Annotated in this window: 10 protein-coding genes; 4 read left to right on the top strand and 6 right to left on the bottom strand. The window is 70.4% G+C overall.

What is annotated here, in order from left to right:
- Nucleotides 1-452: 452 nt before the first annotated feature.
- From WME75_RS46050 to WME75_RS46030, 5 genes are all read right to left on the bottom strand, one after another.
- Nucleotides 453-1,037 (bottom strand): GNAT family N-acetyltransferase, encoded by a 585-nt coding sequence (locus WME75_RS46050; protein ID WP_437484782.1) that lies wholly within the window; start codon nt 1,035-1,037, stop codon nt 453-455.
- A gap of 360 nt (nt 1,038-1,397) precedes the next feature.
- A complete protein-coding gene (locus WME75_RS46045; RefSeq protein ID WP_437484780.1) occupies nt 1,398-2,459 on the bottom strand; it encodes a polyamine ABC transporter substrate-binding protein in 1,062 nt (353 codons plus the stop codon).
- Between the two features lie 129 nt (nt 2,460-2,588).
- Entirely contained in the window at nt 2,589-4,829 is a 2,241-nt protein-coding gene (locus tag WME75_RS46040; protein ID WP_437484778.1) for an SLC26A/SulP transporter family protein, read from the bottom strand.
- A 188-nt stretch (nt 4,830-5,017) separates the two neighbouring features.
- Nucleotides 5,018-8,104 carry an AAA family ATPase gene (locus WME75_RS46035; RefSeq protein ID WP_437484776.1) on the bottom strand — a complete coding sequence of 1,029 codons (3,087 nt, stop codon included), beginning with the start codon at nt 8,102-8,104 and terminating at the stop codon, nt 5,018-5,020.
- 445 nt (nt 8,105-8,549) lie between these two features.
- Complete coding sequence (locus WME75_RS46030; RefSeq protein WP_437484775.1) at nt 8,550-10,229, bottom strand: serine/threonine-protein kinase; 1,680 nt, start codon at nt 10,227-10,229, stop codon at nt 8,550-8,552.
- A 460-nt stretch (nt 10,230-10,689) separates the two neighbouring features.
- On the opposite strand from WME75_RS46030, the gene WME75_RS46025 reads away from it, so the two are divergent.
- Both WME75_RS46025 and WME75_RS46020 read left to right on the top strand, forming a co-directional pair.
- A complete protein-coding gene (locus WME75_RS46025; RefSeq protein WP_437484773.1) occupies nt 10,690-11,817 on the top strand; it encodes a serine/threonine-protein kinase in 1,128 nt (375 codons plus the stop codon).
- A gap of 23 nt (nt 11,818-11,840) precedes the next feature.
- Nucleotides 11,841-12,827 (top strand): NAD(P)H-quinone oxidoreductase, encoded by a 987-nt coding sequence (locus WME75_RS46020; protein WP_437484771.1) that lies wholly within the window; start codon nt 11,841-11,843, stop codon nt 12,825-12,827.
- Nucleotides 12,828-12,927: 100 nt separating this feature from the next.
- Here WME75_RS46020 and WME75_RS46015 read toward each other — a convergent pair whose 3' ends face one another.
- Nucleotides 12,928-14,112, bottom strand: a complete 1,185-nt coding sequence (locus tag WME75_RS46015; RefSeq protein WP_437484769.1) for a hypothetical protein — start codon at nt 14,110-14,112, stop codon at nt 12,928-12,930.
- A 140-nt stretch (nt 14,113-14,252) separates the two neighbouring features.
- Here WME75_RS46015 and murA point away from each other — a divergent pair, with 140 nt between their 5' ends.
- Together murA and hisG are read left to right on the top strand one after the other, a co-directional pair.
- Nucleotides 14,253-15,521 (top strand): UDP-N-acetylglucosamine 1-carboxyvinyltransferase, encoded by a 1,269-nt coding sequence (gene murA / locus WME75_RS46010; protein ID WP_437484767.1) that lies wholly within the window; start codon nt 14,253-14,255, stop codon nt 15,519-15,521.
- Nucleotides 15,518-16,153 carry an ATP phosphoribosyltransferase gene (gene hisG, locus WME75_RS46005; RefSeq protein WP_437484765.1) on the top strand — a complete coding sequence of 212 codons (636 nt, stop codon included), beginning with the start codon at nt 15,518-15,520 and terminating at the stop codon, nt 16,151-16,153. The genes murA and hisG overlap by 4 nt, the downstream gene beginning before the upstream one ends.
- Nucleotides 16,154-16,166: the final 13 nt, after the last annotated feature.

The raw sequence follows: 16,166 nt of genomic DNA, 5'->3' as shown, positions 1-16,166 counted from the left end.
CCCCCGAGAGATCATCCCCGCCAGGCGGAAGCAAGCAGCCCGCATCGTTGAGCGGCCCCCGCTCTCATCGACGCCTGCCGGCGCCGAAGGCGGAAGCCAGCAGCGCGCACCGTCAAGCGGCCCCCACGCTCGTCGACGCCTGCCAGCGCCGAAGGCGGAAGCGAGCCGCACGCGCCGTCAAGCGGCGCCCGCGCTCGTCGACGCCTGCCGGCGCCGAGGACGGTCATTCCATGGACAAACGGCAGACCCCCAGCGAGGGGGTTGTCGCGCGGGGTGGGCGATGGGCCGAGGTTTGAGCCCAAATGGCGTCCTGTCTCCGTCGTGCATCGCACGACGGGGACAGGACGCCCCAGGCGAGTTCGGCCCATCGCCCGCCCCGCGCGACGACCCCCCTGCCGGGGGCCGGGCACATCGAGCGGACCTGAGATCCTACAGAGCCACCAGGAGCCCCGTTACTTGTTGTAGGGCCGCTGCGCCGGCCTGGGGCTGAACAGCGTACACAGGATCGTGTCGTAGAAACTCCCCTGGAAGAAGTAGTTCTGCCGGAGGTACCCCTCTCGCTGGAAGCCGAGCCGCTCCGCGACCCGGAGCGAGGGCCCGTGACCGGGGTCGATGCCCGCCTCGATCGTGTGCAGGTCGAGCTGCTCGAACCCGAACCGCACGACCGCGCGCAGCGCCTCCGTCATGTACCCCTTACCGCTCGACGTGCGCGCCTGCTCGTAGGTGATCTCGGCGCGATAGTGCGGCATCAGGAAGCGATAGAACCCTACGGCGCCGATCAGGTGCTCCGATCCCCGGATGGCGATGCCCCATCGGAGCTGCGAGCCCTCCTGGTGCGCCCGCTTGAGCATGCCGATCATCTTCCGTGTATCGGCGACCTCTCTGTGAACGGGAGCGCCCCATAGCCTCAGCCACTCAGCGTCCGAACAGACGGAGAACAGAGCTTCCGCATCGGACTCCTGGATCTCACGCAGTACCAGTCGTTCTGTCTCGATACGAGGATGAACGGCAAACGGAAGGTCGAGAGGGCTGCTCATCAGGGGCTTCTCCCAGGTATAACGCCCAGCCTATCATCGTTCCGCGGCATAGTGCGGCAATCTGGCGGCACGCGATCCGATTGTGTCCACTGTGCATCCATGCTCGGCGCCTGCGTGCGGTGCGCACCGCACCCACCGCACGCAGGCGCCGAGCAGCGGCCTGCGCCGCGCGCCGCACACGAGGTCGCGCTCCGCCTCACACGAGGCGCTGGGACCGGGGTCGATCCCACACGCCGCTGGTCACGGGGGGTCAGAGAGGAGACTTCACAGACGGTGCGTGTCCGTCCACGTGGGCGCAGGTGCCTCCCTGAGCCCGCGGTGGCGCACCGCGCTTCCATCGGTGACGACGGCACGGCGAAGTCACTGTGACTTCACTTCCGTCCAGACTTCGTCAAACACCTTGGCCGCTTCGCCCAGGTCGCGGTGGTGCTCGAGGCGATCCGACACCTCTTTCGTCGGATAGATGAGCGTGTTCGTGCGGTCTTCCGGCGGCAGCTTGCCCTGCGCTGCGGCGTTGGGCGACGCGTACTTTGTGTACAGCGAGAGCTGCGCGCCACCCTCCGGCGTGAGCACGTGATTGATGAACTTGTGGGCCAGCTCAGGGTGAGGCGCCTTCGCCGCGATCGTCATCACGTCGACCCAGATGACGGAGCCCTCCTTCGGGATCACGAAGGCGAGGCGGTCCTTGTCCGCCTGGATGGCCTTCTGCGCGTCCCCGTTCCAGACGACCGCCATGTCGACGGAGCCCGCCCTGACATCCTCCATCGCACCCACGCCGCCCTTGAACCCGAGGCACTTCGGCTGCTTCTTCACGTCCTTGAGGACGCTCCCGGCCTCGCGGATCTCGTTCGCGTTCGTGGTGTTGCTCGAGAACCCCTTGTACTTGAGCACCGAGCCGAGCATGTCCCGCTGCTCGTCGAGCAGCACGAACGTACCGGCCACCTTCTTCGGATCGAGCAGCACCGACCACGACGGATCGAGGTTGGGCAGCTTCTTCTTGTTGTAGACGATGCCGACGGTGCCCCACTGGTACGGCACACCGTACTTGTTGCCGTCGTCGAACCCGGCCCCGGAGAACCGCGGCTCGAGGTTCTTGAGGTTCGGGATCTGCGCGTGCTCCAGGGGCTTGACCAGGCCGCGCCGCACCATCCTGGGCAGGATCTGGCTGGCCATGATCACGACGTCGTACTGGCTCTCCGCGCCCGCGTACGCCAGCTTGCTCTCCATCTCCTCGGTGGAGTCGTATCGGGTCAGCCGCACCTGGGCCTTGGTCAGAACCTCGAAATCCTTGACGATCTTCTCATCGATATAGTCTGGGAAGATCAGCAGGTTCAGCTCGCCTACTTCGGCGGGCGCGGCTGGTTTGGCGCCGGCTCCAGGGTCCTGCCCCGCCGGCGGGGGCTCCTTCTTGGAGCAAGCCATGAGCGAAAGGCACCCCAGCAGCACCGAAACCAGCACCAGGGGTCTACGTCTGTATTGCATCAGTCAGTCCTTTCTCCTTCTTGTTCAAGGCATCTCGCGGGAACGCGGCGTGACTGGACGTTCTTCGCTCTAGTTGAACAATGATTTGACAGGACCAGTCGAGTGGACGATTCGGCGCGCGAGCAACGTGACCACGAAGTGGTGGAACGCGGCTGCCAGCTCGGGCGCCTCGGCGGTGAGCCGCCGAAGCGCCTCCTCCGACAGCCTGTAGAGCGTGACCTGGCGGCTCGCGGTCACCGTCGCAGAACGTTTCTCGCCCATGTAAAGCCCTGACTCCCCGACCACGGAACCCGGTCCCATGGTGCGGAGCCGCTTCACCTTCTTCCCGTCGATCTCGAGCCACGCCGTCAGCTCACCGCCCTCGATGAGGTAGAGGTCCTTGGAGATGTCCCCTTGCCGGAACAGGTCGAACCCCGCGGGGACCTCGACGCGCTCCAGGTAGCTAAGAAAGCGGAGCATCTCCGGCCTGCCGTTGAAGACATCCTGGAGGTCGTAGAAGAGCATGGGCGGCGGCAGCATGCTCGGGGGCGCCTCCTGGATGATCTCGTTCTCACACGCCTCCAGGCCGCGGTCCAGATCCGGGTAGATCCGGCACTGGTCGTCGTTCTCGATCACGACCTCGCCGCGCTCGAGGTGGTTCCTGATGTCCGCCGGGACCTCGGTGAGGATGAGCCTCACGCCGTTCGCCTTCGCCAGCCGGCGGAGCCGGAGGAAGCTGGCGATGGCCGAGGAGTCGAGCCCGTTGACGTGCCGGAAGTCGAGGAGCAGATACCGTATCTCCCCGTCCGTGCTCTGGATGCGCTGCTGAGCGCTGACGAGGAGGTTGTACGCCGTCCCGAAGAAGACATAACCCTGGAGCTGGAGGATGTACAGCTGCTTGGCTCGCTCCAGCAGCGTCATCTCCTCGCCGTCGCTGCGGGCCACGTTGCTGCGGAGGTGCAGGCCGGAGATGGCGTTGCGGATAACCTCGATGCGGCTGTAGCTGAGCGCGAACAGGATGAGCGACACCCCGAGCCCCACGGCGACGCCGAGGAGGAAGCCCCAGACGGCGACGACGAGGAGGATGAGCACCACGACGAGGTACTCGGTCCGGCGCAGCCGGAAATAGCCCTCGTACAGCGTGTTGATCAGGAAGTGGAAGCCGAGGTACGCGATGAGCCCCCCGAGCACCGGGCGCGGGTAATAGCTGATCGCGTCGGCGCCGATGATCAGCACGAGGGCGCTGATCGACGCCGCGAAGAGGCCCGCGAGCCGGGTGTTCGCGCCGGTCTTGAAGTTCATCGACGACTCGGGCATCGACATGTACCCGACGACGCACCCGAACATGCTCCCGACGATGTTCGCGACCCCGGTGGCCCGCAGCTCTCGATCGAGGTCGATCTCCTGCTCGGTGGCGAGCTCCACGCCGGACGCGCTCAGGAGCACGGTGATGGCCGCCATGACCGTCACCGCCACCATGTTGCCGCCGCTGTCGAACAGGACCGGCCAGTTCACCTGCTTGAGGTCGGCGACCTCCACGGGAGGCCAGAGCGCCTCGCGCGGGAACGGCCCGAGGAGCCACCCGTCCGCGAAGGCCTGCGTCACGTTGGAGTCCGAGATGTAGAGGATCAGGTAGAAGACGCCGGTCGACCCGACGAGCAGGATCGGCAGGAGCAGCAGGTTCGTGTAGCGCCGGAGGAGCGCCACGAGGAGCACGCCGAACACGAGGCCGGTGAGGACCTTGTCGAGCGAGCTCGAGAACAGGTCGGGGAGCATGGGCAGCGTGGCCGGCTTGCCGGACATGACCGAGAGCGACCCCTGGACGAGCAGCCAGCCGGCGCCGGCGAGGAAGCCGCCGGCCACGGGATAGGGGATGAAGCGGACGAGCACCCCGAGGCGGAGTATGCCGAGCAGCAGGAAGAAGCCGCCGGCGACGACCGACGTGAGCGCGATCGCGACGATCACCGTCGGGAACGCGTCGGCGTTCGGGTCGATCTTGTGGACGCCCGCCGCGATGGCCGAGGCCATCGAGGCGAAGATGACGGCCGCGTCCTCCTGCGGGGCGGCGATGACGGGGCGGAAGGAGCTGAGGAGGGCGACGATCACCCCGACGATCACGGAGCTGACAAGGAAGATCCCGATCCCCTTCGACAGCCGGTCCGCGAAGTCGTGCGTGAACACGAGCGCGGCCAGCGAGATGTCGAAGGTGACGACCAGCGTCCCCGAGACCGCGGCGGCCAGGGCCGCCTGGACCAGCTTGAGCCGCTTCGCCGACCCGCGCTGCTCCTCGCGCACCGGCTCCGCAACGTCCCCTGCTTCCTGCTGTGTCATGCTCTTGAGAGACCTCTCGGACGATGTGGCGAAATCCGCGCCGCTCTAGGCCGGAGGGGCGCTAGCGCCGCTCCCCAGGCGAGCCGAGCATAGCGATTCTGCAGCCGGGCAGGTATGCGGCAGCGAGGGTCGCGACGACGATGCTGGCGGCGTGGCGGGCGGGGGGCACCGCGGCCCCCCGCGCCGGCTCAAGAGGCACCCAGCTCACGCTCGATCGCCGCGGCCTGCTCCTGCAGGGCCTCCGCCTCGCCGAGGTGGCCGCTCAGCCGGTGCAGCTTCGCGAACTCGCCGAGGAGCCTCGCCTCCTCGCGCCGGTTGCCGACCTGCCGCTCGACCGCGATCGCGCGCGCGTAGAGCGTGCGGGCGGCGTCGTATCGGCCCTGGACGGCGTAGGCCATCCCGAGGCTCGCGAGCGTGAGCCCCTCGGTCGGCAGATTGCCCGCCTCGCGCGCGGCGCGCAGCCCCTCTTCCCAGTACGTGCGCGCGTCGTCGGGCTGCTGCATCGCCCAGTGCGTGCGGCCGAGGCCGAGGAAGCCGAGCGCCTCCGACGCGCGATCGCCGAGCTTCTGCGCGTCGGTGAGCACGCGGATGTGCTCCTGCCGCGCCTCCTGGAACCGCCCCCTCGCCTCGAGGACGTCGCGGGCGAACTCGTAGCGCACGATGACGCTCTCGGGCGTCGGCTCCGGCGAGAGCTTGAAGTAGACGCGGTAGAGGCGCGTCGCCTCCTCGTGGGCGTAGCGCGCGGCCGCCTTGCGCGCGCCCGCGAGGAAGTAGCGGCGCGCGTGATCCACCTTGCCCGCGCGGCGCCAGTGGCGCCCGAGCGCCACGAGCTGGTCCTCGAGGTCGTCGCCGTACAGGCTCTCGATCGCCTCGGCGGCGAGCCGGTGGAGCTCCTGCAGGCGCGCGCGCGACTGCATCTCGTAGGCCGCGTTGCGGAGGAGCGCGTTGCTGAACTGGAAGCGCCGCTCCGTCATCTGCGACCAGATGCACTGCGCCTCGCCGATGCGCACGTGCTCCTCGAGCACCGAGGCGTCGGGGAGCATCAGCGCGAGCACGCGCAGGTCGAACTCGCGCCCGAGGACGGCCGCGGCGACGATCGTCTGCTTCACCTTCGCGTCGAGCCGGTCGAGCCGCGAGATGAGCAGGCTGTTCACGTTCTTCGGCGGCATGAACGTGTTCGAGATCGAGATGGAGCTCGAGCTCGAGCCGTAGCGCCCGTCCTCGAGCCAGTAGGCGAGGATCTCCTGCGCGAAGAACGGGTTGCCGCCCGCCGTCTCGCAGAGGAGCGTCGCGAGCATGTCCGGCATCGGGCCGCCGAAGAACGGGACCGCGAGCGCGAGGAGCTGCTCGCGCGGCAGCGGCTTCAGCTCGATCACCTTCTCGGAGATCCCGGGATCGAGCGGGATGCGCACCGGGGTGCCGTCGTCCTTGCGCCGCGTCGTGCAGATGATCGCGATCGGCAGACCCCGGCACGCGCGCGCGATCACGCGCACCGCCTCGAGCGAGTCCTCGTCGGCCCAGTGCGCGTCCTCGAGGTGCAGGATCACCGGCTGGAGCGACGCCTCGGCGAGGAACACGAAGCTCAGCGCCGAGAGCGTGCTCGTGTACCGGAGCTTCGGGTGCAGGCGCTCGTACGGCGAGTCCTCCCAGCGGATGCCGATGAGCGCGGCGAACACCGAGCGCGCGCGGTCGAGCTCGCGCTTCAGCGCGGCCTGGCTCTCGGGCAGCCGCTCGAGGAGGTACTCGAACGCGTCGTCGAAGTTCGTGAGCTTCTCTTCCTTGCCGAGCGCGGAGGACTCCCAGAAGTACTCCTTCAGCGCGAACTCGAACGCGTTCAGCGAGCTCTGGAGCGTCTGATCGCAGCGCGCGTCGATCCACAGGAAGGGCCGGTCGGTCTGGTGCTCCTCACACCGGTGGCGGAAGCGCTGCACGAGGTAGCTCTTCCCGAGCCCCGGCTCGCCGTCGATGTAGGTGATCCCGGCCGGCTTGCCCTCGAAGATCGGCCCGACGTAGCGCGCGAGCTGCTCGATCTCCGCCTCGCGGCCGATGAGGCCGAGGTCGTAGAACTCCTTCTGGACCGAGATGCGGCGGCGCTCCAGCGAGTAGACGAGGATGGGCAGGTCGAAGCCCTTGAACCGGAAGATGTTCTCCGTCGTCCACTGGTAGCTCGTCTCGCCGGCGCGGAAGACCTGCTCGTCGGCCCAGATCGCCGACCAGGGGGCCTTCGCGACGAGGCGCGCGGCGAGGTTCGTCGCGCGGCCGATGCACGCGAACTCGTTGCGCTCGGTGCCGCCGTTGAAGCCGGCGTAGCGGACGTCGCGCGTGATCCCCGCGCGGAGGCGCATCTGCCGGAGGCCGCGCTTCTTCAGCTCGAGCGCGAAGTCGAGCGCGCGATCGTTGTCGTTCTCGTGGGTGATCGGGGCGCCGAAGTGGATCAGCGCGGCGATGCCGAGATCGCCCGCGTCGATGCCGGTGAAGGTGCCGCCGTAGAGCTCCGAGAGCTCGTGGAGGAGGCGCGTGAGCTCCGCGAAGCTCGGGATCTGCTCGAATGAGAGGAAGACGCTCGTGACGTTGCGGAACTCGCCCTCGGGGGGCATGTCGGCGACGCCCCTCGCCACGAAGGAGGTGCCCTCGCCGCGCGGCGGGTGCCTCGGGACCTGCGGCATCCTGGGCGCCGGCACGTCGCCGAGCTTGTAGACGCCCTCGCCGTGGTACTTCGCGCTCGCGGGCGGGATGCGATCGCAGAGCGCGCGGTCGAGGAGGATGTCCCCCTTCTGCGCCTGCCGCTCGATCGCGACGCACGCGGCGAGCGCCTGCCCGTGGAAGTGGTAGTAAGCGCGCTCCGGGGAGATGCGGACGATGCCCCACTCGACCGAGCCCCACGCGAGCCCCATCCGGAACGAGAACGGGAAGCTGCCGAAGGGCGTGTCGCGCTCGGGGTGCTCGGCGAAGAGATCGCGCATCGAGAGCGCCGCGCCGAGCACGTACTCCGCGACCTTGCGGTCCGGCGTGTCCTGGAACAGCGCCGTGAACGCGTCGCCCGCGAAGTTCGTGATGAAGCCCCCGGCGTGGTGGACCGCGGCGATGAGCGGGTCGAAGTAGTACCGGAGCGTGCCCGCGAGCGTCTCGGCGCCCGCGCGCCCGTGCTGCATCAGCTTCTCCGTGAGCTCGGTGAAGCCGGGGATGTCGATCATCAGCACCGCCCCCGTGAAGCTGCCCTCGGTGTTGCCGAGAGCGTCTTGCTGGATGATGAAGTCGGGGACGAGCGGGTTCATTTCCTTGCTCCTCAGCAACGGATCCCGCTGGGAATCGGCCTGGGAAGCGCGTCTGCGGGACGCAGAGCCTGGAGTCTACTGCCGGCGGGAACAGATGAATACCGGGATCTTCGATCGGCGGTGACGTCGCCAGCCCGCGCGATGCAGGCCCGGCTCTGCGCGGGTTGGTCGCGACGCTGCGCGGGTTGGTCGCGACGCTGCGCGGGCTGGTCGTGACGCTGCGCGGGCTGGTCGTGACGCTGCGCGGGCTGGTCGTGACGCTGCGCGGGCTGGCGCGCATGCGCCCGCCCCGCAGAGCGCAGCACACCGGCGCCTCGCGGGGGGTTCCCCTCGGCGGAGAGCCTGGAACAAGGCGCCTCCACGTCGGCACGGACATCCGCCCGGAGCGGCCGCGCCGAGAGGACAGACGGGTAGACGGCGATGAGGCGTGCGGGGCGCTGGAAGGTCATCGTTCGATTTGAATGTCCAGCGGCCGGGGAGAAGGAGGGGGCGGCGCGTCGGGAGACGGCGTGGGCCTCGGGGCCGGCCGCGCGGTGTAAGGTCGCGACACGGGAGCCGCCTGGGGCGGCGGCGTGGGCGCGGCCGGCGTGGGCGCGGCCGGCGTGCTCGTCGGCGCGGCCGCGCGCTTCGTGAGCGTGGCGACCAGGCGAACGGACTGATCCGAGGGGCCCTGGACGATCGAGTACGGCTCGTATTCCGCCTGCCGGACGGTCAGCCGGCGCGGGTTGGCGCGCACCGAGCTGTTCGAGATCGAGAGCTGGAGCGGCGTGTTCCCGAGGAGCTTGCCGTCCTCCAGGACCTCGGCGCCCGAGGGCATGGACTCGACCATCAGCACGAACGTCCCGACGTCGGCGGGCGGCGGCGGCGGCGCGACCTGCGGCTTCTCCGGCTGCGTCGCGACCGGCGCCGGCTCGCCGGAGCGCATCTGCGACATCGCGATCCCGATGCCCGCGACGGCGAGGACCCCCGCCGCCACGAGCACGATGCCCTTGCGGCCCTGCGGCGCCGCGTCGGCCGGGCGCGAGGCGGCGCCGAGCGACGCGTCGTCCACCTGCGAGGCCGAGCCGGAGGACGACGACGGCGGCGACGGGCTCGCCGGGATCGCGGTCATCACGCGCACGGGCGGCATCGGCGTCGGCATCCTGCCGGTCCCGCCGGAATCCATGGTCACGAGGCCCGTCGAGCCGAACGCCGGGGACAGGCCCATCGCCTGCGCGCACTCGCCGAGGCCGCGGATGAAGGCCTCCATGTTGACCGGGCGGCCGTCCGGCTCCTTCGACAGGCAGCGCAGCACGAACGCCTCGAGCGGCTCGGGCACGTCGGCCTCGGGGTTGCGCTCGCGCATCCGCGGGACGGGCTGCTGCAGGTGGGCGATCAAGATCTGGACCGAGTTCTGCGCCTCGAACGGGACCTTCCCGCAGAGCATCTGATAGACGATCACGCCCAGCGAGTACACGTCCGTCCGGAGATCGACCTTGCCGTGCGAGATCTGCTCGGGCGACATGAAGCGCGGAGAGCCGAGGAACGAGCCCTGCTGCGTGAGCTCTTCCGAGTCGTCGGCGAGCACCTTCACGAGGCCGAAATCGAGGATCTTGACGAGCTCCCCGGTGTCCTCGCCGGGGACGAGCATGACGTTCGACGGCTTCAGGTCGCGGTGCACCACCCCGTGCTTGTGCGCCTCGCGCAGCCCGCGCGCGATCTGCCGGGCGACGCCCATCGCGTCGGGCGCCGACAGCCGGCCGGCCTTGCGCAGCCGCCGGAAGAGCGTCTCGCCCTCGAGGAACTCCATGGCCATGAAGTACCGCTCGGGCTCCATGTTCTCGACTCGGCCGTAGTCGAAGACCGTGACGATGTTCGGGTGCTGGAGCCTGGCGAGGATGCTCGCCTCGAGGAAGAAGCGCTTATGAAAGTTGGGGTCGATTTGATTCGATGCGTTCGTTGGCGTCAGGACCTTGATCGCGACCTGCCGCTCGAGGGCGATCTGCTCTCCGCGATAGATGACGCCCATGCCGCCCGTCGCGAGCAGGGAGTGGACCTTGAACTTCTGATTCAAGACCTTTCCCAGCAGCGGGTCCGACTCTCCGCTGGCCGAGGCACCGTCCGAAAGCTTCTCCGCCGTGCTCATGGCCTGTGTCTCTTTCCCCTTCCCATCCCGCTGGCCCCCACTGCTGGCACTCGGGGAAAGCGTACCCCGCGCCCATCACGCGCCGCCTGACGTTCGGCTAACGTGCGACCTGTTTGCGACTTACGTCCTGGTTTACGTTCAGGTGCAAATTCTGGGACCTGCCCTCGCTGCGGCACCGCCCGCGCTCGTCGGCTTGGCTTCCGGACCGGCTGCGGCACGTTTGAGCTCAGCCTACCGTAAGCCGCGAGCCGATCCAACCCAGCTGCTGAAGATGACATTCGTTGGCTACCCGACCACACGCTGTGGGCGTGTGCCCCCGACCCGGACGCTGGTCCCTGAACGAGCTTGCTGCATGGGCGGATGTACCCGTACTCTGGCCGGGTCCCCGATGCCGCCGCAGCACTTTATCCGATGCCAGGCGTGCGGGTTGCCGCACCCGTCGGACACCCAGAGGTGCCCGGTGCACGGCACGGCGCTCACGCCGAGCATCGCCCCGCCCTCCTCGACGCGGGTGCCGCCAACGAGCAGGGGCGAGTCGGGGTGGCCGATGGACGGCCCGCTGCCGCCAGATACCGATCCCGATCAGCCCCGGCCGACGAAGGAGGCCCCGCTCATCGGCCGGCTTCTGCACGACCGGTACCGCATCCTCGGCGTCATCGCGAAGGGCGGGATGGGGATGGTCTATGACGCGATCCACATCGGCCTGCGGCGCCGGGTCGCGATCAAGACGCTCCGCGGCCAGTACGCGCAGAGCAAGACGGCGATCGCCCGCTTCCACAACGAGGCCGCTGTGGCCGGCCGCTTCGGCCATCCGAACATCGTCGAGGTGTACGATCTGGGCGTGCTCGAGGACGGGACGCCCTACCTCGTGATGGAGCGGCTGGAAGGCGATACAATCACCGAGCGGCTCGGACGCGAGCGCCCGATGCCCATTCCCGTCGTTCTGGACGTGGCCGTCCAGGTCCTGAGCGCGCTGGTCGTCACGCACAACGAGGGCATCCTCCACCGCGATCTCAAGCCGGACAACATCTGCCTCGTCGGCGGCGACCGCGGCCCGCTCACCGTGAAGGTGCTCGATTTCGGCGTCGCGGAGGCGTTCAACACCGGGTCGGCGGCGACGTTCCTCGTCTCGACCGGCGCCGCGGGGAGCCACGCGGTGGCCGGCACGCCCGCCTTCATGGCGCCGGAGCAGGCGCAGGGGGTCCGCGATCTCGACGCGCGCGCGGATCTCTACTCCGTGGGCATGCTGCTCTACGTGATGCTCACCGGGCAGCTGCCGTTCAAGGCGCCGACGCCGGCGGCGCTGCTCGCCGAGATCCAGCGCGTCAAGCCGATCCGCCCGCGCATGCTGCGGCCGGAGGTGCCTCACTCGCTCGACGTCGTGACGATGCGCGCGCTCGCGCTCGACCGCGAGGAGCGCTTCCCGAGCGCGGCCTCCATGATGGACGCGCTCGAGCAGGTGCAGATCGACGCGGCCATGGGCGGCGGCGCGCCGGCCGAGCCGACGGGCGAGCCGGTCGATCCGGACTCGGAGAAGGTGGAGTACTTCTACCGGAAGAGCGTGCTCCCGCCGCCCATGGAAGACTGAGCGGTACATGCGGAGCACCGAAGATGCGAGCCGTCTTCATTCGTGAGCCGGGCGGTCCCGAGGTCCTCGAGGTGCGCGAGGTGGACGCGCCCGAGGTGCCCGAGGGGCACGTGCGCATCGCCGTCCGCTTCGCCGGGGTGAACCGCGCCGATCTGCTGCAGCGGCTCGGCATGTACCCGGCGCCGCCGGGCGTGCCGCCGGACGTGCCGGGGCTCGAGTACGCCGGCGTGATCGAGGCCACGGGCAAGGGCGCGCGCCGCTTCGCGCCGGGCGATCGCGTCTTCGGCCTCGTCGCGGGAGGCGCCTACGCCGAGCGGATCGTCGCCCACGAGCGCGAGGTCGCGCCGGCGCCGGAGGGGCTCTCCGACGAGGAGGCGGCGGCGGTCCCCGAGGCGTTCGTCACCGCCTACGACGCGCTCGTGACGCGCGCCCGGCTCGCCCCCGGCGAGCGCGTGCTCGTGCACGCGGTCGGCAGCGGCGTGGGGACGGCCGGCCTCCAGATCGCGCGCGCGCTCGGGTGCTTCGTCGTGGGGACGTCGCGCACGCAGGACAAGCTGGACCGCTGCCGGGAGCTCGGGCTGCACGCCGGGATCGCGGCGTCGGGCGGGAAGTTCGCGGACGAGGTGCTGAAGGCGACGCGCGGCGCGGGGGTCGACGCGGTGCTCGATCTCGTCGGCGGCGCGTATGTCGGCGAGGACCTCAGGGCGTGCGCGGCGAAGGCCCGCATCGCGCTCGTCGGGCTGACGGCCGGCGCGTCCGCGGAGCTCGACCTGCGCGAGCTCCTGCGCAAGCGCGTCGAGCTGATCGGCACCGTGCTCCGCTCGCGCCCGCTCGAGGAGAAGATCGCGGCGGCGCAGGTGCTCGAGCGGAACATCTCCCCGTGGCTCGCGAGCCGCGCCGTGCGGCCCGTCGTCGATCGGATCTTCTCGATCGACGATGCAGCCGCGGCGCACATTTACATGGCCAGCAACGCCTCGTTCGGGAAGGTCCTGCTCCGGATCGGCGCGTGAGCGCGTCGTCACTCGCCGCGGCCGAGGAGCCGCGCGAGCGCGCCGGCCTCGACGTCCGGGCGCGCGTCCCCCGCGCGATGGGGCGCCGTCCCCGCCGCCGTCACGGGTCGGGGCATCCGTCCTCGTCCTCGACGCCGTCCTCGTCTTCCTTCTGCGTCGGGCAGCGGTCCTCGTCGTCGAAGACGCCGTCCTCGTCGTTGTCCCCCTCGGGGCAGCCGTCCTCGTCCTGGAAGCCATCGAGGTCCTCGGCGAGCTCGCGGCACTGATCGGCCTCGTCGTTGACGCCGTCGCCGTCGGCGTCGTGGACGCGCGGGGTCCACGCGACCGAGAGGACGGCGCGCAGCGGCGTGGTGCCGATCCCGCCGACCAGCGCGGTGCCGACGCCGCCCAGGAACGAGACGTCGCCGATCGCGTAGCGCGCCGCGAGGCCGAGCTCCAGCGCGGCCGTCTCCTGGTTCTCGAACGGCGCGATCGGCGAGAGCGGCAGGTGCCCGCTCGCCTCGAGGAAGATCGTGGCGCGCCCCTCCGGGTCGATGCCCAGGATCTGCGGCCGGAACGAGAGGCCCAGGCCGAAGGGGAGCTCGTGGCCAAACACCGTGGGGCACGGATCTCTGCCCGCGGCAGAGGCCGGGGTCGCCTGGCACGCGAAGCGGGCCTCTGCGGCGCGGAGCTTGAGCCCGGCCGCGAGGTGCGCGCCGAACGCGATCAGGCGGTACTCGGCGAGGAGCCTGAGCTCGTTCGTGACGCTCCCCTCGCCCACGAACGACGCCTCGTCGCCCGTGGGCAGCGTGAAGCGCTCGTGCAGCGCGAGCCCGAGCCCGCCGAGATCGCCGCCGGTGGGCTGCACGAGCGTGAGCTTGGCGACGAGGCCGAGATCGCCGAGCGCCTGCGCCGGGACCCACGTGTCGCCGAGCACCCGCGTGGCGTCGGACCTGGGCGCGTCGCCGGCCTGGTGGACGACCACCGGCAGCGTGAGCCCCACGAGGAGGCGCCGCGCGATGCCCACGCCGGCCGCGAAGTCGGCGCTGACCTGGTGGCGGATGACGTCGAAGCGGACCTCGCCCGAGGCCGGATCGCGGAGCACGATGGGGCGGTAGGCGTACGAGCCCCAGAGGCTCGCGCTCCACTCGCCCGTGTCCGGGGTCGCGGCGGGCTCGGAGTAGACGCCGGCCCCGGGGTCGATCGAGGCGCGGAACCCGCGCAGGTCCACCGACGGCTGGGCGGCGGCGGGCGAGGCCACGGAGGCGGCGAGCAGCGAGGACAGGGCGATGGCGCTCGGTCGCATGGCCGGAGGAGACTAGACCAGCGCCGGGCAAAGTGGGGCGCCCGTCGTCCGGCGCGGCCCGGCGCGCGCCGCGCCGGACGCGAGCGGCGGGCGGCTCCCCGAAACATCGCGTTCCGCCGCGGGTTGTGCGATAGCGGGGCATGGACTCAATCCGGATCCGGGGCGGCAAGCCGCTCTCCGGCAAGATCCGCATCAGCGGCGCGAAGAACGCGGCGCTGCCGATCCTCTGCGCGACGCTGCTCTCCGACGGCGAGAGCCTGCTCCGCAACGTGCCCGCGCTGCGCGACATCGACACGACCTCCGCGCTGCTCCGGTTCCTCGGCCGCGACGTCGAGGTCGCGCCGCCGCTCGTCAGGGTGGGCGCCGGCGACAACGTGCGGCCCGAGGCGCCCTACGAGCTCGTCAAGCAGATGCGCGCGAGCGTGATGGTCCTCGGACCGCTGCTCGCGCGCTTCGGCCGCGCCAAGGTGTCGCTCCCCGGCGGCTGTCAGATCGGCACGCGCCCGGTGGACCAGCACCTCAAGGGGCTCGAGGCGCTCGGCGCGACGATCCGGCTGTCGCGCGGCTACATCGTCGCCGAGTGCAAGCGGCTGCGCGGCGCCGAGGTCGTGTTCGACCTGCCGACGGTGACCGGCACCGAGAACCTGATGATGGCCGCCGCGCTCGCGAAGGGGCGCACAACGCTCGTGAACTGCGCCCGCGAGCCCGAGGTCGAGGAGCTCGGCCGGGTGCTCAACAAGATGGGCGCGCGCGTGAGCGGGGCCGGCACGGACGTCATCCACATCGAGGGCGCGGACGAGCTCGAGCCGTTCGACCACGCGATCATCTCGGATCGGATCGAGGCCGGCACGTACATGGTCGCGGCGGCCGCGGCCGGCGGCGACGTGCTGATCGAGAACGCGCCGCTCGAGGACCTCGAGGCGGTCGCGGCCAAGCTCCGCCAGGCGGGCGTCGAGGTGGGCCGCGAGGGCGACTGCGTGCGCGTCCGCCGCGACGGCCGGCCGCTGCGCGCCGTCGACATCACGACCGCGCCGCACCCGGGCTTCCCGACCGACATGCAGGCGCAGTTCATGGTCCTGATGTGCCTCGCGCAGGGCACCTCGCGCATCGTCGAGACCATCTTCGAGAACCGCTTCATGCACGTGCCCGAGCTCTCGCGCATGGGGGCGCACATCGACGTGGACGGCCACACGGCGCACGTCCACGGCGGCGCGCCGCTGTCGGGCGCGACCGTGATGGCGACGGATCTGCGCGCGAGCGCCTCGCTCGTCATCGCCGGGCTCGTGGCGACCGAGGGCGAGACCGAGGTGCTGCGCGTCTACCACCTGGATCGCGGCTACGAGTTCATGGAGCGCAAGCTCGCGCAGCTCGGCGCCGACACGGTGCGGGTCGAGGGGCGGGCCGGATGATGAAGCCGCTCACCATCGCCGTGCCCAAGGGGCGGATCCTGAAGGATCTGATCCCGCTCGTGCAGCGCGCCGGGCTCGACAGCACGCCGCTCCAGGAGAACGATCGCCGCCTGGTCCGGCCGACCGCGGACGGCGCCATCCGGTACGTGTTCCTGAAGCCCGACGACGTGCCGACCTACGTCGAGTACGGGGCCGCCGACCTCGGGGTCTCCGGCCGCGACACGCTCCTCGAGCGCCGTCACGATCTCTACACGCCGCTCGATCTCGGGATCGGCCGCTGCCGCCTCGTCGTGGCCGGGCCGGAGGGCACGCCCATCCCCGATCTGCCGCGCGTCGCCACGAAGTACCCGCGGATCGCCGGGGATCACTTCGCGAGCAAGGGCGTGGTGGCGGAGATCATCCCCGTCCACGGCTCCGTGGAGCTCGCGCCGCTCGTCGGCCTCTCTCACCTGATCGTCGATATCGTCGAGACGGGCGCCACGCTGCGCGAGAATCGCCTCGAGGTGCTCGAGACGGTCACCGAGGTGAGCACCCTTCTCATCGCGAACCGCGCGTCGTACAAGCTGCGGAGCGACGTCGTGCGCCCGCTGATCGAGCGCCTGCGGGCCGCGACGACCGGCGCGCAGCGGTGATCGCCGCGGGCGC

It is taken from the genome of Sorangium sp. So ce1014, assembly GCF_051521505.1.
Lineage (GTDB): Bacteria > Myxococcota_A > Polyangia > Polyangiales > Polyangiaceae > Sorangium.
This window is presented reverse-complemented; position numbering and strand designations above follow the sequence as displayed.

What these genes read in the sequence shown, in the direction of transcription:
- WME75_RS46050 (WP_437484782.1), bottom strand. Translation starts at nt 1,037, where the DNA reads ATGAGCAGCCCTCTCGACCTTCCGTTTGCCGTTCATCCTCGTATCGAG.
- WME75_RS46045 (WP_437484780.1), bottom strand. Translation starts at nt 2,459, where the DNA reads ATGGCTTGCTCCAAGAAGGAGCCCCCGCCGGCGGGGCAGGACCCTGGA.
- WME75_RS46040 (WP_437484778.1), bottom strand. Translation starts at nt 4,829, where the DNA reads ATGACACAGCAGGAAGCAGGGGACGTTGCGGAGCCGGTGCGCGAGGAG.
- WME75_RS46035 (WP_437484776.1), bottom strand. Translation starts at nt 8,104, where the DNA reads ATGAACCCGCTCGTCCCCGACTTCATCATCCAGCAAGACGCTCTCGGC.
- WME75_RS46030 (WP_437484775.1), bottom strand. Translation starts at nt 10,229, where the DNA reads ATGAGCACGGCGGAGAAGCTTTCGGACGGTGCCTCGGCCAGCGGAGAG.
- WME75_RS46020 (WP_437484771.1), top strand. Translation starts at nt 11,841, where the DNA reads ATGCGAGCCGTCTTCATTCGTGAGCCGGGCGGTCCCGAGGTCCTCGAG.
- WME75_RS46015 (WP_437484769.1), bottom strand. Translation starts at nt 14,112, where the DNA reads ATGCGACCGAGCGCCATCGCCCTGTCCTCGCTGCTCGCCGCCTCCGTG.
- murA (WP_437484767.1), top strand. Translation starts at nt 14,253, where the DNA reads ATGGACTCAATCCGGATCCGGGGCGGCAAGCCGCTCTCCGGCAAGATC.
- hisG (WP_437484765.1), top strand. Translation starts at nt 15,518, where the DNA reads ATGATGAAGCCGCTCACCATCGCCGTGCCCAAGGGGCGGATCCTGAAG.